The sequence below is a fragment of the Dyadobacter sp. 32 genome (assembly GCF_902506755.1).
Lineage (GTDB): Bacteria > Bacteroidota > Bacteroidia > Cytophagales > Spirosomataceae > Dyadobacter.
In genome coordinates this window covers 3702178-3721585 of record NZ_LR735258.1, presented here as the reverse complement: position 1 = coordinate 3721585, position 19408 = coordinate 3702178, and the positions used below count along the sequence as shown (strand labels likewise).

17 protein-coding genes and 1 tRNA gene are annotated in these 19408 nt (G+C 45.1%); 5 read left to right on the top strand and 13 right to left on the bottom strand.

The features are described from left to right. Positions 1 to 10: 10 nt before the first annotated feature. The 4 genes from DYADSP32_RS15175 to DYADSP32_RS15160 form a co-directional block, all read right to left on the bottom strand. Entirely contained in the window at positions 11 to 385 is a 375-nt protein-coding gene (locus DYADSP32_RS15175; protein ID WP_149241946.1) for a BlaI/MecI/CopY family transcriptional regulator, read from the bottom strand. 139 nt (positions 386 to 524) lie between these two features. Next, positions 525 to 2162, bottom strand: a complete 1638-nt coding sequence (locus tag DYADSP32_RS15170) for a hypothetical protein (protein ID WP_414617799.1) — start codon at positions 2160 to 2162, stop codon at positions 525 to 527. Positions 2163 to 2566: 404 nt separating this feature from the next. Next, positions 2567 to 3556, bottom strand: a complete 990-nt coding sequence (locus DYADSP32_RS15165; RefSeq protein ID WP_149241947.1) for a glycosyltransferase family 4 protein — start codon at positions 3554 to 3556, stop codon at positions 2567 to 2569. A gap of 6 nt (positions 3557 to 3562) precedes the next feature. Then, complete coding sequence (locus DYADSP32_RS15160; protein ID WP_149241948.1) at positions 3563 to 4669, bottom strand: O-antigen ligase family protein; 1107 nt, start codon at positions 4667 to 4669, stop codon at positions 3563 to 3565. A gap of 96 nt (positions 4670 to 4765) precedes the next feature. On the opposite strand from DYADSP32_RS15160, the gene DYADSP32_RS15155 reads away from it, so the two are divergent. Then, the gene (locus DYADSP32_RS15155; RefSeq protein ID WP_149241949.1) at positions 4766 to 4945 is read left to right on the top strand and encodes a hypothetical protein; all 180 of its coding nucleotides are present in this window, start codon (positions 4766 to 4768) and stop codon (positions 4943 to 4945) included. Here the strand turns inward: DYADSP32_RS15155 and DYADSP32_RS15150 are convergent. The 9 genes from DYADSP32_RS15150 to tgt form a co-directional block, all read right to left on the bottom strand. Beyond that, positions 4942 to 6312 carry a CDP-glycerol glycerophosphotransferase family protein gene (locus DYADSP32_RS15150; RefSeq protein ID WP_414617798.1) on the bottom strand — a complete coding sequence of 457 codons (1371 nt, stop codon included), beginning with the start codon at positions 6310 to 6312 and terminating at the stop codon, positions 4942 to 4944. The genes DYADSP32_RS15155 and DYADSP32_RS15150 overlap by 4 nt on opposite strands. Further along, positions 6302 to 7000 (bottom strand): acylneuraminate cytidylyltransferase family protein, encoded by a 699-nt coding sequence (locus tag DYADSP32_RS15145; RefSeq protein ID WP_149241951.1) that lies wholly within the window; start codon positions 6998 to 7000, stop codon positions 6302 to 6304. The genes DYADSP32_RS15150 and DYADSP32_RS15145 overlap by 11 nt, the downstream gene beginning before the upstream one ends. Then, positions 7000 to 8133 (bottom strand): UDP-N-acetylglucosamine 2-epimerase, encoded by a 1134-nt coding sequence (gene neuC, locus DYADSP32_RS15140; RefSeq protein WP_149241952.1) that lies wholly within the window; start codon positions 8131 to 8133, stop codon positions 7000 to 7002. Before neuC ends, DYADSP32_RS15145 begins: the two co-directional genes overlap by 1 nt. A 77-nt stretch (positions 8134 to 8210) precedes the next feature. Next, entirely contained in the window at positions 8211 to 9215 is a 1005-nt protein-coding gene (locus DYADSP32_RS15135; protein WP_149241953.1) for an N-acetylneuraminate synthase family protein, read from the bottom strand. A 122-nt stretch (positions 9216 to 9337) separates the two neighbouring features. After that, positions 9338 to 11677, bottom strand: a complete 2340-nt coding sequence (locus tag DYADSP32_RS15130; protein WP_149241954.1) for a polysaccharide biosynthesis tyrosine autokinase — start codon at positions 11675 to 11677, stop codon at positions 9338 to 9340. 3 nt (positions 11678 to 11680) lie between these two features. Then, a complete protein-coding gene (locus tag DYADSP32_RS15125; protein ID WP_149241955.1) occupies positions 11681 to 12466 on the bottom strand; it encodes a polysaccharide biosynthesis/export family protein in 786 nt (261 codons plus the stop codon). Positions 12467 to 12733: 267 nt separating this feature from the next. Beyond that, positions 12734 to 13840 carry a UDP-galactopyranose mutase gene (glf, locus tag DYADSP32_RS15120; protein ID WP_149241956.1) on the bottom strand — a complete coding sequence of 369 codons (1107 nt, stop codon included), beginning with the start codon at positions 13838 to 13840 and terminating at the stop codon, positions 12734 to 12736. 210 nt (positions 13841 to 14050) lie between these two features. Continuing rightward, complete coding sequence (locus tag DYADSP32_RS15115; protein WP_149241957.1) at positions 14051 to 15514, bottom strand: OmpA family protein; 1464 nt, start codon at positions 15512 to 15514, stop codon at positions 14051 to 14053. Positions 15515 to 15728: 214 nt separating this feature from the next. After that, positions 15729 to 16862 carry a tRNA guanosine(34) transglycosylase Tgt gene (tgt, locus tag DYADSP32_RS15110; protein WP_149241958.1) on the bottom strand — a complete coding sequence of 378 codons (1134 nt, stop codon included), beginning with the start codon at positions 16860 to 16862 and terminating at the stop codon, positions 15729 to 15731. Between the two features lie 112 nt (positions 16863 to 16974). On the opposite strand from tgt, the gene DYADSP32_RS15105 reads away from it, so the two are divergent. From DYADSP32_RS15105 to DYADSP32_RS15090, 4 genes are all read left to right on the top strand, one after another. Then, complete coding sequence (locus DYADSP32_RS15105; RefSeq protein ID WP_149241959.1) at positions 16975 to 18105, top strand: glycosyltransferase; 1131 nt, start codon at positions 16975 to 16977, stop codon at positions 18103 to 18105. Next, complete coding sequence (gene rsmG, locus DYADSP32_RS15100; RefSeq protein WP_149241960.1) at positions 18096 to 18716, top strand: 16S rRNA (guanine(527)-N(7))-methyltransferase RsmG; 621 nt, start codon at positions 18096 to 18098, stop codon at positions 18714 to 18716. Before DYADSP32_RS15105 ends, rsmG begins: the two co-directional genes overlap by 10 nt. A gap of 42 nt (positions 18717 to 18758) precedes the next feature. After that, entirely contained in the window at positions 18759 to 19040 is a 282-nt protein-coding gene (locus DYADSP32_RS15095; RefSeq protein ID WP_149241961.1) for a hypothetical protein, read from the top strand. Positions 19041 to 19215: 175 nt separating this feature from the next. Continuing rightward, positions 19216 to 19289, top strand: a tRNA-Asn gene (locus DYADSP32_RS15090). The last annotated feature ends 119 nt before the right edge of the window (positions 19290 to 19408 follow it).

Below are 19408 nucleotides of genomic sequence, written 5' to 3'. Positions count from 1 at the left end.
TAACGGAAAGTTATTGTTCGTTTTTATGATCGTTGATCAGCTTCATGATCTCTTCCAGATCTTTCGCTTTCAGGTCATTGTCTTTTACAAAAAAGGACACCAGGTTTGGCAGCGAATTGTCAAAATAGTTAACCATCAGGTTCTGCATCTCAAAGCGCTTGTACTCTTCCTCGGTAATGAGCGGATAATATTCGTGCGTTTTCCCATACGCCGTGTAGCCTACAACCTCCTTCTTTTCCAGTATCCTGATTATCGTTGACACGGTGTTGTAGGCAGGTTTTGGCTCGGGCATCTCGGCAAGGATGTCTTTTACAAATGCCTTCTTCAATTGCCACAAAATCCGCATGATCTCCTCTTCGGCTCTTGTTAATGTTTTGATTTCCATTCTGTATATTGTTGAATTTATAGGAGTTTAAATTTCTTATTCCAAATATAAGACTATTTATTTAGTTTTAAAACTATTTTATTAGTTAATATGAAGATTCTAGGTTAATGTTTCTTTTGCGGTGCTACATTGCTAATCATCAGCGTACACAACTCATTCGGATAACTTCATTGGCTTTGAGTTCAACCGGATAACCATCGATCAGTAAGGAACCTTTGACCATGGTGGTCTTACTTCCAATGGTCACCTTATAGTTTTTGTTCTTTTCAATAGGGAACCACTCCTGAAACTGGTTGATGCGTGGGTAATCAATCGGCATATTCATGTGTTCGGTGTGCCACTTTGATCCGAAAATCAGGTTTCCTTTCCAGGCTGTGGGCGAAGTAATGGTCACGTAGACACTATTTTTCTCGACCGCTGCGCCGTAAATCACATTGGCATCCCAGTTGGAAATGTGTATACCGGCCGTTTTCCACAGCGCGTACATGAGGGAAGTACGGGCAAAGTTGCCGTCGCCATGCCAGCCTTCGATGATGCCGTCGGGTTTTTGAAAATTGTAAAGCACTTTGATTTCGCTGTCCAGCCAATCCTTAGTGCTTGAAACAGGCTCTCTCAGATAGAGATTCAAAGCTCCTTCAATCGCATCCGCGTAGCCATCGGCACTGCCGCTTTCCCAGTCGTGATTGCGGTAATGTGCCGACAGCGCACCCAATGTTTTTAAAGTTGCCTCCCGATAGGCCACAACCTGGTCGATCATATAAACCGTGTAAAAGGCATTGAGTGTGTAGCCAAAATTGTCCGCCAATCGTTTCTGGACAATATCACCTGTCAGCGGGTTGATCTCGTCGTAAAAAAGGCCATGTTCATTGCGCCCTTTGGCAAGAATCGTATCCAGCATTTCGTGGATAAACGGTTGCCATTGCTTCTTCTTTGCAGGATCAGCAAGCGAAACAACGGCATACAGCTCTACCAGTCCGGACAGAATCTCACAGCCATGATCGCGCAGTCGGAGTCTTGGGAGTGCCCGCGTGGGAAGATGATCGGGAGAAAGGTAATAGTCGCCGATGCGTATGCCCCATTGCAGCCACTTGGGGTCACGGGTCTGCCAGTACATACGCGCCAGCACCTGAAGCAGGTCGCCGCCTACTTCGACCACCGCATGATTACCCAAGCCCCTACTTTTAATTTCCGTTGGCACATCCACAATTTTATTCAGGTCTTCCAAAATCCCCAGCATACGCTCCGACCACGGACTTGAACCCAGCCATTCGGTCAGTGGGATCAGGCCGTCTTTCATGTATTCCGCGCTACCAAAAATGACCTGACTGGTGTCAATCTGATTGTTCTGAAAATCTTTCTTGCAAAAAGAATAAGTGTCTGGCAAGCGTCCGATTCGTGAAGTGAGCCTGGTTTCGGAAGCCAGCATGTCACGCATTTTTCCTTCAAAAACCGGGCGGTCGAGCATCGAGGCGGTCATCACCATGAACGGGTAATTGTCTGCCCCGGCATCCCAGGCATTCCAGATACAGGTATCTTTGTTCAGGTTGCGTGGGATCAGTCCCGAAACCGGATCGGCCTTTGTGAGCCAGCCCAGTAAATAACGATGGCTGTGGCGAAAGGCTTCATTAGCTGCTTTGCCATTGATAAGAGCTTGATTAAAGTTTGATTCTGAATTTTGTTTTGCTTGTGTCTGCGCAAAACCCGATGCGGGATAAATCATCAGAAAAATGATCAGAAGCCGTGCAACGATGGAAATTACCCCGTTTTCTGATTCCATAAGGCTGGAAAACAAGGTCCGTTTTTTAAGAATAGGTCTTGGGGTATAATGAGCATTCTTCATGGACTCAGTGGCCGAAAGGTTAAGAGTTGGTTTTGGGTATATGTAGAAATCCGTCAACGGGATCTTGCGATGCCAGATTCCCGACAAATGCACTTTTTATTTTTTACCTATCAAGAAAATGGCTTGCAATTTTGGTTGCGATACCGAATGTTGGCTGAGCCGCAGGTAGCCCTTTCTGATCCTACTGTTGATGGCTTTTGGTTAAGTGGAAGTACACTGATTTCGTGGTTAGTTCCGGGACATCATGATAGAAATCAGTTTGGTCAAAGATAAAAATAAGGATTCAGTTAATCGCAGGAGATTGCTCAAATCGTCACAATTTCTATATGAAAGATTATGTTCTACAATCGCCCAAGCTGGTCCTGATAAAGTGATAGTAGTTGATCAACCGTCGAAGCAGCGCAACGATTTTTTCGCTGCGGGATTCTTCTCATTAAAATTTTTTCCAATTCAGCTTCGAAATGTACCGCCGAAACATCCTGATACACCATACACTCTGGTGCGCGTGATACCGTTGCGGAGGCGAATACCACCTTATGGAGGCAAAGTGCTTCCTGAATGGATATTGATGTGGCGTCGGTGGTTGTGTTTCTGATGAAAGCGTGTGAGAAAGCAAGTACATGCCAAAAGTCGTGGGGTTCGGATATCCAGAAAACCTTATCCTTTTTTACACCACATTGCTCCTTCATGAATTTCTGATAATGGCCGGAGGGGTCGGAAATTATCAGGACAGACTGCTCACAACGATCCATACTTTTAATCAGATCGGAAATGCCATAAACCTCCCGGCCATGTTTATCAAAAACAATATCCCAGGCATTGGTACAAAACAGATAACTATATTGATTTTGAAGCAAATGTATCTGCTGTAATAGGGCATTCCTAAGTGGTGTCAGATGCACCGGCGGAATGAATGTCGACATCATTATGGCATGCCTGTTCATTTTTTTTGCCCTGAGAAGGCTTTCATTATTTTGTACAATGGGTGTCCGGGCAAAAAAGGCGGAAAGGGTCTCCGCAGCATTTCTCAGGGTTCCGTATCTTCCCCAATTGCTGTGATAGGTTATAATAAGTCGGGTTCGGGTCAATCTGCTGTAAATTGCTATTAGCAACTGAAACCACGGGTTTGAGGTGTGTAGGTGGACTACGGGATATTTGATCACTACTGGTAGAATTTTATAAAATGGATTCTTTTCCAGATCGTAAAATTTGAAATTGGCGTAGCCACGTTTTTCCAGTTCTTCGATTAAGCGTTGCACATGGATGCGAACGCCGCCGATGGGGAGCGGCAGCTTGCCAACGATGAGCACTTTATTCGGTGGTTTTTGCATAAGACTTCATCGCATGTAAAACGGCTCAGCATTCCTCGGGTAAAAATAGAGACACATCAGTAATACAGGCGCAATGCAGTTGACAGAGATGCTTTTGGCAGGAATAATCACAAACACACTTCCAACGGTATGGTTAAATGCCAGATAGAACAGGAGAGCCATAGGTATTAACCAATAGTGTAGTGTTCTTGGCTTTAACGCATTAGAAACCAGATATTGGGCCAGAAACAGGAATAGAGCGTAGAAATAAATGGTTCCTATCAGTCCCTGCTCCGCAAGAAGTGTGTAGAACAGCGAGTGAGCCTCCCGAAAACCCGGTCCAAGGACTTCAAAACTTCCGGTGCCATGACCGGTAACGGGGCTTTCCAGGAAAAGCTCATAAGCAGTTTGCTGAATTTCTACACGTCCGCTGACAGTCTGCAGATTACTCCAGAATGAGTAATCCGACAGCACGTCCGCGAATCGTAGCGACCAAAAGTATGTAAGGTTCTGGTTCTCCAAAAAGTGCAATAACCTTTCCCCGTTGATGTATATGATGAGCATAATGAACAATATCCATTTAAGAAAATGACCGGTCAGGTATAACGTGATGATCAGGTATGGCAAAATGAGGAACACGGCTCCCCGCGAAAATGAGAACAGGACAATGGTGATGAAAAGACCAGATAGTACAAATACAAATAGAACAGCCATTTTCTGTCTGTTGGCATAAAGCAAGGCAAATGGCCACAGCAGAATAAAATAGGCCATGGTCACATTGGTGTCAGCGATGTTTCTGCTGGCCAAAAGGTTATCGCTTCCTTTGTAGTCAGCTCCGAAATAAATAAGGCCGAGGGTTCCGAGGGCTAAAATAATGAACAGTGCACAAAGGTATTTTTCCAGCTCAGGCCGGAAATCAGAAGCGCCATGAATCAAAATAAAATAAACAAAGTAACAGGGGATAATCAGCAGATACAGGAGCATGCCTCCGGCCAGGATCATTTCAAGGTTGGGTGAAATAACCAGAAAAAAACCTTGAAGAACAAGCCAGCCTGTGATGAAGGTTTTTTGATCCCTGGAAACACTTGTGTCATTTTGAATGAAAAACCGTACAAAGTACAGGGCCAGAATCATGAAGGGTAAAAGTCTCCAAATGGAATTTGCCCCGGCAGTGAAGGAAAATTTTTGAAAAATGTGAATGAATTGTGTAAATACCGGAATGGATAAAACATGGAAAACTTTAAATGGGGAGTAACTAAACAGTACGATGGCGCAATACACATAAAAGGAGAAGACAATGGTGCTTTGAAAGCGACCGTCTCCAAAGGTGAGAACTTCATCCGCTATGCTTCCGGCAAGAACTACCAGGAGGAAGGAAATCAGCAGCTTTTTTATTATGTCAATGCCTAGCGCAGCCATTCTTCTATCGTGTTTAGGATGGTTGGAACGGAAAGAGCCTCGGTATAATGAGTGAATCTCTGGATCATTTCCGTCCTGTTTATCCTATTTTGTTTTGCGTTGAACAACGTGTCATCAAGCGCTTCAAAAAGTGCTTGCTTGCTGTACACAAATCGGTCGATTGCGAGTTTATTGAGTTCCATCTGGTGGGTGTAATCGTAAAATCTGCGTACCGAGTGTGAATATGGCTTTATTTTGTTGCCGTCGTAAGCGATGCTTATTATGGGGGTGTTGCAAGCGGCGGCATCCAGTCTCATCGTAGAAGCAACATTAATGCAGATATCCGCGTATTTAAGCATTTCAGAAAGATCAAGCAAGCTCCGAAGTCCCGGCACCATCGTACCGCCAGTCAGTACTTGTGGAGTGGGTATTATGACGCTGTTTTCCTGTTCATACAGCCTATAATTTTCCGGTTCATCCCCAGGATGGCAACGCACCAGTATTTTTACATTGCCCCTCATTTTGGCATAGGCCACCAGGTGCTCCACGATGTCGGCCTGTTCCGGGAAATGTTTCGCCGCTGATGTTGCAAAAAGGATAATTCTAGCAGATCCTAAGCCAAATTTTTCCCGGAAACATCGCTCTGTAACCTGGTCCGGATCTAGCTGGAAATACAGATCAAATCGTGGTATACCCGTCACGTGGATTTTGGATGGGACGTTACAAAGCGGTTGGTGAAAAGTCCGGTACTCGTTAGCCATATATTTATTCCAAAGCAGAACGTAGTCATGATCTGCATTAATCATCCCTTTTGTGGTGAGGTTGTCCCAGCTGATCACCATGGCTAGGGAAGGGGTTTTAGCTCCTAAACTATTGATAATTATATTCTCCCGGATATCCAGTGGTGAGGTGGAGATGATTCCATCAAATTGCTGTTGCACAATTTTGGTAGCTATGTCCATACGTTTTGACCTGGCTATGATGACTTTACGGAGAAAAACCAAAACAGATCTGGTAATGCCTAAGCACTCCAGAACGTTCGCAAATGCTACCGTACTATACCTTAGCCAGAATGCCTGCTGACTTTCCCGTATAGTTTGCGTTACAATGTGGAAATGACGGAAGAATACGGCTTTCCCAATCAGACGTAATGGTTTCAGTATAGCGGTTTCTGCAGGTATTTGTTCGCAAAATAATTTAACATTTATCCCGAAATGCCTGTTGATTGCTCTGATCTCATTTTCTCCAAGTAAATCCGACAGTATATGCAGCTCATACAGCCTGGCCATGTGCTGAATGAGTCCACTGTGGATGACGTTGGTGGCTGCAAAACCATTTGTGATTACAATCAGCAGCTTTTTTTGCCCGTTATCGTTCATCTGCCAACCACTTTTCTGCCAGTTTCCAGTCGTCGAGCGTGTCAATATTGATATCGGGGCCTTGCTCATCCAACAGACCCATCGTATCGGGATTCATAATCTCTCCCCTTTCTATCATGTGCCCAGAGGTAAGGTAAATCTGACCATCCCTATGAAACGCTTCCGGAAGATCCTGCCTTCGCGGAATTACTTTGCCGGGGATTACCTGCGTAACCCGATTTTCCGAATCCATTCGAAGACTGCCGTAGGGGTTGTACCGGTTGGGAGTGCGGTGTATGCTAACCAGGCTCTCCGCTTTGTTGTCCAGAAGGAGTTGTATGGCGTAATCAATGAGGCCATTGGGCCTGAACGGGGTCGTTGCTTGCAAAAGGCATATATAATCGAAGCGACGCCCTTTATTTTTATAAAAAGTCAGTGCATGCTGGATAAAGTCTATGGATGGGGTATCATGGGCGGCCAGTTGTGAAGGCCTCAAAAAGGGAATTTCGATCGCAGGAAAGCCTTTTGCGTATTCAATAATATCAGGACAATCTGTGGACAGTGCAATGGTGTGAAGCCACTTAGCGTCAAGGGCCGATTCGAATGTGTAGCGGATCAATGGCTTGCCGCCCAGTAATTTCATGTGCTTACCCGGTAGGCCTTGTGAGCCGGATCGTGCAGGGATTAGTCCTAGTATGGCTGGTATCATTAGTAGCTGATGGTTTTGGTGGAAGTTAATTCAGTGGTGGCCAATATATTTGCAATCATCACACCCGCCTCGCCGTCTCCGTAGATCTGTTCGGTTTGGTAATGACCATTTTCCAATTGCCTGTGTACAGCGTCAACGATTTCAGTGGTATTGTGATTTACATCCATTACGTTTCTGCCCCGCTCCCTGCCTGTTTGCCTGGAACCGATATTTACAGCCGGAGTACCTAAAAATGAACATTCCCTGATACCCACACTCGAATTTCCGATCAGGCAGGCGGCATTTTTGAGTAACTTCAAAAAATCAACCGGGTCCAGACTCTGAGAAAAACGGATGGGTGCAGTGCTGTGATTTTCCCTGAACCGTTCTATGCCTTCTGATGTGCCTGATGAACCAAAATCAGGATTAGGGCAAAACCAGAAAGTGGGGATATGTAATCTACGAACCGCTTCGAGTGTAACATCAATCTGTTGCCGTGACTCCCGGTACTCGGGAGTTACTGGATGTTGCATTACGACAAGATACGGTGCGGTATTGAAATCTGATCCGAGGTCGCAGCGTCCATGGGTCGGATCCCGCAGGACTTTTGCGGCAATATCGATGGACGGACAACCTGTCTTAAACACTTTCTCGGGCGCTTCCCCTAGCCGGAGTACTCGTTTTTGAGCTCCCACGGTGGAGACGAAGTGGAGATCGGCGAGTTTGGTAACGGCATGGCGGATCTTTTCATCTATGTTGCCAGTCACCTCGCCGCCCTGAATGTGTGCCAATGGAATCTGCATCACAGAAGCACATAAAGCAGTTGCGGCAGTCTCGTAACGGTCTGCTACTGTTACCACAACATCCGGCTTTAGGGTGTCAAAAATGACCGAAAGTTCGCTTAATCCCAGTCCGATGGTTTGCGCGGCAGAGACGCCATTTTCGCCTTTGACGAGATTCTCTACCCGGGCCACAACAGAGAATCCATCCCGTTCAATAAAATTGACGGCTGCTCCATATTGTTCAACCAGAGCGCTCGAGGTTACCACCAGCTGCAATTCGAGCCCGTGGTGATCCTCAATCGCACTGAGAACCGTTTTTATACGGCAGTAACTTGGTCTTGCAGTGATAACCACACAAATTTTTCTTTTCATAGAGCTCCTTGGATTAGCATGTGTGATAATTTGTAATTTCATTGATTATTGAAGTCCAGGATATTCGTTTACTTGCGTCAGATCAGATCATCTTCTTTCAAAAACGCCCATTTTTCCATATCTCTGGTGAGTCGCAGACCCAGTACAGTTCCGTAACTCCGGGCGGGGATACCCATTCCGCTAGGCTTTTTACCTTCCAGGTCTCCAAATGTGATTACATGTCCGGCACGCAGGTCCTTATTAATGGCCAGGGATTTCTCGAATATTGACTTTACGTTTCTCAATTCTTCCAGGTTGTTCTTGTCGACGGGATTTTGAAGATCCAATCCGATCTCACGTACTCCCTTTACGAGTAATGCGGTTTCTTCGATGGTAATGGAAGAACTGGTGTCGGGCCCAAACATGTCTTTGTGGAAAACCACATGAAACTCTACAATTTCGGCTCCCTGAGCTGCAGCACTCAGGCAGGCAAATATTTGACCTGAATGATCGGAAAAACCGACCGGTATTTGGTAGCGGGTCCTGTACTCCTGCATCATGTTCAACCCCCATCTACCTGGAAGGGTGGGGTAGAACGATGTACATTGAAGCAGCGAAAGGGACACATTTTTACTTTTGAGAAACCGGACCGCTTCATCCAGTTCCTGCATTGAGCTCATGCCCGACGATAAAATAAGCGGCTTGCCGGTTTGCGCTAAACGATCCAGCAGTAATAGGTTGCTCACCTCACCGGATCCTACCTTGTATTGTTTAACGTCCAGGTTTTCCAACAGTTCCACAGCCGTGTTTGAAAATGGGGAAGCAATAAAATCCATTTTCCTGAACTCACAATGCTGCTTAAGTTCTGCCCACTGATGGGCCTCAAAAGCGGTACGGCTCCAATAATCCATGCGGGTCGCGTCCTGGGAAGAAAACTTAATCCTGAAGGGTTCGTGCCTGCTGCTTTCCGCTTCGGCAAGATGCACCTGAAATTTTACCGCGTTAACGCCCGTCTTAGCAAGTGAATCAATGTAGGCATGTGCTGTTCCCAGGCTGCCATCGTGTGCCTGTGCCACTTCTGCGATTAAATAAACTTTCGACATGCTGATTTTGCGTTATGTGAATAGTCAACGCGTTGCCGGCGTGGCAATGCTGAAATTGAATATTTCATATCGTTGAAAGGGAAAATAATTACTTCAATACGAAGTGAACCGAGTGGCCCGGCTCAAAAAAACCTACTGAACAATCGTTTAAGAAATGGGTCGGGGCCGGCATCCATATAGTTACTATAATCACCCCCGGTGGATGCTTTCACTTCATTGAACACCACGTTGAGCCGGGGCAACCTGTTATTGTAATACAGCTCATTTACCTGATTCAGGTGAGATTTTATCGTAAACTTCCGGCGGACAATGTACAGGGTGATATCTGCATACCGGCTCAGTAGCTGGGCATCGGTGACCATTCCTATTGGCGCTGTATCCATGAGAATGTATTCGTACTGGCTTCTTAGCTGCTTCATCATCTCCTCTATTTTAGGCAACAAAATAAGCTCAGCCGGATTGTGCGGGATACTGCCACACACCAGCACATCGAAGTCTGCTCCCTCATGTGAAGTCTGAACAAATTCTTCCAGTGGGCGGTCAGAAATGACGTAATCCGTAATGCCCTTATTCCTTAGGTTCAAATACGATGCGATCTTAGGTTTTCTAAAATCAAACTCCACCAACACAACCCGCTTCCTGATCAGAGAAATGGTGGCGGCAAGATTCACAGCCACGAATGATTTGCCTTCGCCTCCTTTTCCTGATGTCACCAGAATTACCTGCTCTCCTGCGCCCATCGACAGCTGTAAGTTGGTTCGGAGCACGCGAAACTGCTCTGCCAGATAGCGTGGTGCATTTTGTGACAAAACGCCAATCTGTTTCGGAGATTTATGGCCAATTTCAGCAATGATTGGAGCTGGCACATACTCCTCAATGTCGATACGTTCGCCTATGGTGTCGCTTAACACGTCTTTTGTGTAAATAAACAGGGCAGGCAGGCAGAGGCCAATCAATAGTGCCACGAGTAGGGTAAGTTGCCTGTTTGGTCGGAAGGGAAAGATGTCGGCACGCGGGTTATCTATAATTCTGCCATTTGCTATTGTAGACGACTTAGACAGGGAGGTTTCAACGCGTTTTTTAAGGAGGAACAGGTACAGTTCCTGTTTGATCTGTTGCTGGCGGCTGTAATCCAGAAATATCCTTTGTTTTCCGGGAATCAGGTCTATTTGAGCTTCGCTTGCGGCCTGGTGCCTTGTGAGCTGTGCGATTTGAATTTGTAAGGCAGCTTTTTTTGCCGCAATGCTGCTTTCGATATTTTCCTTCAGGCTATGTAGCTGGCCATCCAGGTTTTTCACAACCGGATGATCGCTCGTTTTGTTCATCAATTCAGTGCCCCTTGTAAGCTGAAGCTGGTTGTATTTACTGATCAGTTCGGTAAAGTTTGCCTCATCTATGATCAGTGAAGCGGGAATGATCTGCTGAGCGTTTTCCCGCAAATGAGCCTGAAGCAACTCTATCACTTTGAAGTGGACTGCATTTTCAGTCTGATCCTTACTAACCTGATCCGAGGATTGTAGAAGAATTCGGCCTGACTCTTCCATATCGGTAAGGTGATTGGTACGCCTGAACTTTTCAATTTCCTTTTCGATGACTAACAGCTCGTCGGTAACAAGCCTGAGGTTTGCATCAATGAATGCCACGGTGCTATCCGCCACTCTGTTTTTATCGTTGATGCAGTTTCTCAGGTAATTGGCTATGTGTCGGGACAGAATGAGCTCCCCTCTTTCAGGTAGAAGATCTGTCAACACCAGATTAATCATGCTTACCATCTTATTGGTAGCAGCAATTGAAAGTGCCTTGCGGTATTGTTTCACAGTCTGATCCAACCTGCCAACCCTGATGGAATAAGTATTCCCATCAATAACCGGATAACTGGTTTTTGTAAGAATCACCTTTCCCAGTGGTAAGGATATCGTATCCCGAAATTTTCCTGTATACTTTTTGCCTTGGTTCGTGAGTGTAAATTCGAAGTGCTTACCCAGACTGACCATGTAATTTTCCTGCTCTCTTTTTGGTTCTAACTGTGGTTCGTTGACAAATCTCAGCAGAAAAGGAGCATCCGTGTAAATCTCAGTGCTTTTGACTTTCCCTTTGGAGAAGTACTGTACATACAACTGCAGATCTCTTACCACACTTTCGGCCAAAGTGCGACTTTTCAAGACTTCCACTTCGTTATCCACGTTGCTTTTACCCGACGTGAGCCCCAGACCCTGAAGTACAATTGCTTCGCCAAAATCGCTGCCTTTCGTGTCATCTTTTACGAGAATGGATGCGTTAATTTTATATTCGGGCGTTTTGTATCTCAAAAAAGCAAACGCTATTACCATAGAAAGAAAAACGGACAGGACGAACCATGGCCAATTTTCATAAAATCGGGATAGCCCGTTTCTTGAAAGCAAATTATTACGATCCTTTAAAGCATTTGGATTTGCCAGTTGCGCCAGCGTGTGATTTCCCATACATCAGAAATTAAGTCGTGAAACCAGGACAATCAATACGGACAAACCCGATGCCATTAAAGCATAATTTCTTGTTTTGGTAGCGTCCAGAGCGTTCATCTTCGATTTGTTGGGCTCGACATACAAAACGTCACCTTGTTTGAGATAAAAATAGGGTGACCTCAAAATGGATGAAGAACTAAGATCCAGGCGAATGGCCTCCTTATCAGCAGATGAATTTCGAATCAGAAGAACATTTTCTCTCTTTCCGTAAATGGTCATATCACCCGCCAGGCCTAAGGCATCCAGCACAGATATCTTCTCTTTCGCAACAAGATAGGAGGAAGGCCTGCTCACTTCTCCCAGTACAGTAATTGTAAAATTAGCGATGCGAAGGCTTACCACCGGTTCATTAAAAAAATGCGCAAATCTGGACTGAACGGTGTCTTTTGCAGCCGCTGTTGTAAGTCCCGATAAGTTTACGGATCCGATGAGTGGAATGGTAATACGGCCGTTATGATCAACCAGAAACTCTGATGTATTGGTTACGCCGGATTCCGGTGAGGCGGAATCTGTTACTCGGGTAAAACCAGAATAATCCAGGGCAGTGATATTCCGTAAGGTAATGTGCAGCCTATCATCGGGTAGGATCACAGGTTCCTGAAAAGGGGTGGTTTGGAATAGCCTCGCTCTCGATGTAAGTGAATCGGAAATGTCCTGGAAGTAAGCTATTCGCTTGGAAGAAGTGCATGAAACGCACGCGGCAGTCGCCACACAGAGTATCGAAAGCCCGAATGAGGTACTTTGCATTTGCTATTCTGGTTTGCAACGCGTGTAACCAATCAGCTATTCGTTCTCTATCCCTGCATTTTATGACCAGATAAACTATCCTTAGTCATTTTTTTCTCTAACGATATCAGCCAAAAGCCAACACACGCTGTGTAGTGTATGAAGTGTTTGCTAAAAGTAAAAATTTTTAAAACAATGTGATAAATATTTTCAATAAAAATAAAAGGCCTCTGAATCCATGGATTCAGAGGCCTTTGCGAAGCTGATCAGGTATTGAATATATTTACCTTATTCGTCAAAATGCGTTTTTACCTTTTTTAAGGCGGATCCAATAACCTGGTGCATGTCGTAATACCTGTACTCGGCCAACCGTCCTCCGAAAATAACATTGGGCTCTGCTCCTGCCAGCGCTTTGTACTGACTAAAAACCGCGGAATTTTTATCGTCATTCACGGGGTAGTAGGGCTCCGCGCCGGTCGACCATTCCTGTGGATACTCATGGGTGATGACGGTCTTGGGCTGCTTGCCAAATTCGAAATGCTTGTGCTCAATAATCCGGGTAAAAGGGGTTTCTGCATCAGTATAATTGATAACCGCATTGCCCTGATAGTTTTCCTGATCCAGAACCTGGTTATCGAAACGAAGGCTCCTGTATTCAAGTGCCCCATATTTAAAATCGTAATATTCATCAATCTGGCCGGTATATACGGTTGTCTCGGCAAGGTCGCTCAGTTCGTTTCTTTGTTCGAAGAAATCAACGCCCAGGCGGACCTCCACGCCGGCCAGAAGGCCCTCGGTCAATTTATTATATCCACCGATAGGAATGCCCTGATAGCTGTCGTTGAAATAATTATTGTCGTAAGTAAACCGTACGGGAAGTCTTTTGATAATGAAGTCGGGAAGTTCAGTTGCTTTGCGGCCCCACTGCTTTTCTGTATAGCCTTTTATCAGCTTTTCATAAATATCTACACCTACGAGGGAAATCGCCTGCTCTTCAAGGTTTTTAGGATTGGTTATTCCTGCGGCCTTCACCTGTTCTTCAATTTTTGCTTTTGCTTCAGCGGGTGTTTTTACTTTCCACAACTGGTAAAAAGTGTTCATATTGAACGGGAGATTATATAGCTCCCCCAGATAATTGGCCACCGGCGAATTGGTATAGCGATTGAACTCCACAAAAGAATTGACGTAGTCCCATATTTCTTTGTCATTGGTGTGGAATATATGTGCTCCATATTTGTGTACATTGATTCCCTCTACATTTTCGCAATAAGTATTCCCACCTGTGTGCGTGCGGCGGTCTATTACCAGGCATTTTTTGCCTCTTTTATTTGCTTCGTGCGCAAATACCGACCCCCACAGTCCGGCTCCTACTATTAAATAATCGTATTGTTTCATGAATTTTCTGGCTCTGAGCTTACAGTTGCTCAACGATGGCGTTTAGATGTATTGACTGAACTAAAACTTTGTAATTGCTACGCTTCTGCAATATTACTTGAAAAGAATTATTCGAGTGAGGTTTATTGATCGGATTGCATATCCGATCTTGGTACAATAGAAAAGGCTTCCAGTAAGGAAGCCTTTTCTATTCAATAATCGTTGTGTCGATTAAGGCAGAAGTTTCAATTCTACACGACGGTTTTTCTGTAATCCCGTGCGGGTAGCACTTTCTGCGATCGGTTTGAATGAGCCGAAGTAATCGATGATCACCTTGCTTGGGTCTTTAAGACCACCTTCGTTGATCAGGAAGTTTTTAACTGCATCCACACGGCGACGTGATAGTGCCATATTGTAACGATCTGTTGCACGACGGTCGGCGTGTCCTGCAAGTTGCAGACGGCATCCGTTTTTGTTCATCAGATTGGCAACATTTTTCAACATTTCTTTTGATTCACTGCTCAGACCATTTTTGTCTGTCTCAAATTCTACGTTGGCGAATATTTCACTGCAAGCCACACCGGATGCAAGCGCGTTTTTCACGTAAGAATCAAAATCAAGAACGCGTCCGCTACCATCCACTACACTTCCGGCTGGGGAATTAGGCTCCTTATCGAAGAAGTCAGAAACACCGTCGCCATCTGTATCAAGCAATAATCTTGGATCAATATCTTTCGGACGGTTGGCTTTGGCAACAGAGTCCATTTCTTCAAGTGTAAGGATTTTCGGTGCTTTCAGCAACACGCGTGGATCTGTGTAACGCAGGTTGTAGTAACCATCTTCGGGCTTGTAATCCCACTTGCCGTCCACTTTCTGAACTTTCAATGGTTTTTTACCCAATTTATAAGTCAGCTGAATGGAGCCGTAGCCATAACTATCCAGCTCCGAGTTCCCCTTGCGAGAAGTCTTTTGATCTTTTATTTTGAAAGAGTTTCCTGCACTCAAAGGAGTGCGGTCGTAGTCTCCGCCGTAAGTAGCGTCAAGATAATCAGAGTTGGTATGGTTCAGACGAAAATCCAGACCGATGTCAATTCTTTTCGTAACCTCATAGTTGATGTTCAAACCTGTGGGTACTACCCAGTCGTTTTTCTTTCCGGTTTCTCTGAGTACCACGTCTCCGGTAAGATCGTATGCCGTAGCATCGTAGAAAACCTGGCCTACACCCACGTAAGCATCCACTTTCCAACGCTTCATTTTGTTAGGACCCATCAAAAGTCCTTTTAGATTAACCGTTCCCGAAAGTGTCACATCACCGTAATTTCCTTCAAAATAGCGGTTGTACTGACGACGCTTCATTCCCTTTAGGTTACCGATGGATCCGTCCAGCCGAGCACCAAACCAGTAAGACAATTGTTTGTTTATAGTCAATCCTCCCTGAAAAGTACCTGACTCTTTACGGCTGTCAGCATTGGTTTCTCTGACAGGAAAGAAGTCATATTCCCGCAAGTCCCCAAAAAACATAGATGGACCCACATGCGCTGAGATCGACCATGTATTCATCTTGTAAGGGCCGTCATACGAAGCTTTGGGATTGTAATCCGGAGAATTCGGCTGCTCTAATGGCTGTGCGAATGATGGCAAGCTCATCAGCGCCCCCAGGGCAAGCGAACAAATCAACTGGGATACTTTTTTCATACTATAAAAATTAGTGTTATTAAGATTAACTAGGATTGATCTTTGAACAAAAGAAAACTCGATTTTTTTCATGGCGATAATTCATAGAACCATATCCCCTAGTGGGCACAAAATTAGGTTAACAATATGATTTTATCAACCGCAATTCATATAATTGGCAAATTTTCCTGCTTTTAAATTAATTCTTATCAACGTTATTAAGCATTTGAAACGATTAAAGACGCTGCATTAGTTTGTTTTGTATCCCATTTTTCCAAGGTAGAAAACTTCCCTTCACAATTTCCTCCCGTGCCGTGTTTACCAGCCATAGATAAAATGTAAGGTTTTGCACACTCGCAATCTGGGCTCCCAGCATTTCCTGGGATTTGATAAGATGCCGTAAATACGCCTTACTGTGGAAGCTACTCACATACCCTCCAAGGTTAGGGTCAATCGGCGACAAATCATCTTTCCACTTCTCGTTGCGGATGTTAATTATACCCTCCGTGGTAAAAATCATGCCATTGCGGGCATTTCGCGTTGGCATTACACAGTCAAACATATCTACACCCAGTGCGATGCACTCCAGAAGATTGGCCGGAGTCCCCACGCCCATCAGGTATCGGGGCTTGTCTTGGGGGAGAATGTCGCATACAACCTCGGTGAGTTCATACATGATTTCGGCTGGTTCTCCTACCGAGAGTCCTCCAATCGCATTGCCTTCCCGTTCACGTGAGGCTATGAACTCGGCAGATTGTTTTCTAAGATCCTTATATACACTCCCCTGCACGATCGGGAAGAGTGTTTGGCTGTGTCCATAATGTGCATCGGTGCGGTCGAAGCGGTCGCAGCAGCGATCCAGCCAGCGATGCGTCATCTCCATGGATTTTCTGGCGTAGGTATATTCACACGGGTAGGGGGTACATTCGTCAAAAGCCATGATGATGTCAGCCCCGATGATACGTTGGGTGTCCATCACACTTTCGGGTGTAAATGTGTGTACTGAGCCGTCAATGTGTGACTTAAATGCCACACCCGTTTCGTTGATTTTTCGGCCGGTTCCTGCCAGGGAATATACTTGATATCCGCCACTGTCTGTAAGTATAGGCCTGTCCCATCCGTTAAACCCGTGGAGCCCCCCCGCCTTCTGGAGGATTTCCAGTCCCGGGCGTAGGTAGAGATGGTACGTGTTGCCTAATATAATCTGAGCTTTTATGTCTTCTTTCAATTCACGCTGATGGACCCCTTTTACAGTTCCCGCCGTTCCTACCGGCATAAATATGGGCGTTTGAATCGTGCCATGATCTGTTTCTATGCTGCCCGCTCTGGCTTTGGTATGTGTATCCTGCGCTTGTAAGGTGAATTTCATTAATGAATATCCGATTTTGAAACTGCAAAAATAGAACTAAGCCCTCTAACATTCCTGACAATGACCGTATATTTGCAGTCAATATGAAAAAAATTTACAACCCTCTTTGATTGTGGCGGAAAATTTACTCTATGCACTTGTAGGATTTGTATCAATACAACTGTTTTATTATCTCTTCATCTTCACGAGGTTAGCTTTTTACGGAAGAGGAAGAAATTACGCCAGCGAATCGCCAGGGGTTACGGTGTTGGTGTGTGCATGGAACGAAAAGGAAAATCTTCAGGAGCTTTTACCCATTCTCGACGCACAGGAGTACCCAAACTTTGAGGTTATTTTACTGGATGACCGGTCCGACGATGGTAGTGAAGAATTTATCCGGGAAAACATTCAAAATTGGAAACACATCCGGTACATCCGGATCAACGACCAGTTTGATCATGTTACACCTAAGAAATATGCACTGACCGTGGGGATGAAACAGGCCAACAATCCCATTGCACTCATGACGGATGCAGATTGCCGGCCCTCTTCGCTACACTGGATTACCACCATGGCCTCTCAGGTTAACACGGAAAAAGATATCGTGCTCGGGTTTTCTCCGTATGAAAAGCGTCCGGGTTTTCTGAACTGGTTTATCCGGTGCGAAACTTTCTACACCGCTGTCCAGTATCTCTCCTTTACACTTGCCGGATGGACCTACATGGGCGTGGGGCGAAATATTTTATACAAGAGAGAACTGTTTTTTGAAAACAAAGGCTTTTACCGTCATCGGAAAGTTACCGGCGGCGATGATGATATTTTTTTAAATGAAGTGGCCACCGGGAGCAACACCGCCGTGTGTATCGAACCGGAATCGTTTGTTTACTCCAAGCCCAAAACCACATGGGCAACGTGGTTTCGCCAAAAGCAAAGACATCTGGCGGTTAGTAAATATTACCGGAGCCGTAACAAAATATTACTTGGGCTGTTGTCGGGAGCCCATGTGGCTGTCTGGCTTCTTGGGTTCGCCACATTGGGGTTCGGTTTATGGACCAAAAATAACCTGCTGTTACAGGAGCTCGGGGTGGTGTTTGGTGTTCGCTGGATCATTCAGTGGTTTCTTCTCATTGTAATCAACATTAAATTGGATAAAACCGTAGAATGGTTTAGTTTCCTGCTGATGGATTTTGCACTTTTTATTTATTATACATTTTTTGGTTTGTTCGTAATGACCAGGAAAAAACCGAGGATGTCATGGAACTGATTCTTAAATATTTCCCCGATCTTACGCCAAAGCAGCAGGATCAGTTTGGTCAGCTTTCGGAGCTTTACCAATTCTGGAATGCACGGGTTAACGTAATTTCCAGGCAGGATATCGACACCTTGTATGAGCGCCATGTATTGCATTCGCTCGGAATAGCCAAGGTGCTTCCCTTCAAATCGGGAACATCGGTGCTGGATGTGGGTACCGGTGGCGGATTCCCCGGCGTTCCACTGGCCATACTGTTTCCCGAATCACAATTTCATTTGGTGGATAGCATTGGTAAGAAGATCCGGGTGGTACAGGAGATTGTGAAGTCGCTGGAGTTGCCCAATGTCCGGGCAGAGCAGGTGCGTGCAGAGCGACTGGAAGATCAGTATGAATTCGTAGTGAGCCGGGCGGTAACGCGTATCACACCTTTTGTGGGGTGGGTTAGGAAGAATATCAGCCGAAATTCATTTCACCCGCTTAGGAATGGTATTTTATATCTTAAAGGAGGAGACTTGACCGAAGAACTCTCCGAATTGAATATGAAGACGACCTCCTATGCGCTTTCTGATTTTTTTGAAGAGGAATTTTTTGAAACAAAGAAGGTCGTTCACGTACCTTTGTAAACAATATCGATACAGTAAGTAAACTTTGCTAACCTAAATACAATGAACGAGCGATTCCGTGCCAGTGGGCTAATGAACCCGATGTTTCCTGACGAAGTAACATTCGGAGATAAGGGTGTAACTTTTAAAGTACGTAAACTTTTCAAAAGTACCGACAATTTTGTCTTTTACTCGGACATTTCCGGGGTAGAAATCGAAAACAGTATCTTCTTTTCAACTATTCGAATTATCCCCAGGATGCGTCCTGAAATTATTATCAATAATTTTACAAAGGGAGATGCCAAGAAAGTCAAGGAGTTAATCCTCCAGCAGGTACAAAGCTGATATTTTTTTTGGTGTGACACTTGCGCGATATATTCTGAAGCCTTACATTTGCACCATAATTAGGAATAACAACCGGATTACACTCCTGAATAGCTCACAAACCGTTTGCCGGTCGGTTAGAGCATCTGAAGCGCAGCGAACCGCTAACCATCAGAGGAGAAAAAGGCCAAAACACTCCTGAATAGCTCAGCCGGTTAGAGCATCTGACTGTTAATCAGAGGGTCGTTGGTTCGAGCCCAACTTCGGGAGCCCTGAAAGTGAGGGAGCTACATGAAAATGTAGCTCCTTTTTTATGCGCTTTGGTCCAAATTGCATACAGTTCTGCGCAAGGTTAGATGAATCGCGTCCATAAAAATCATTATATTGGA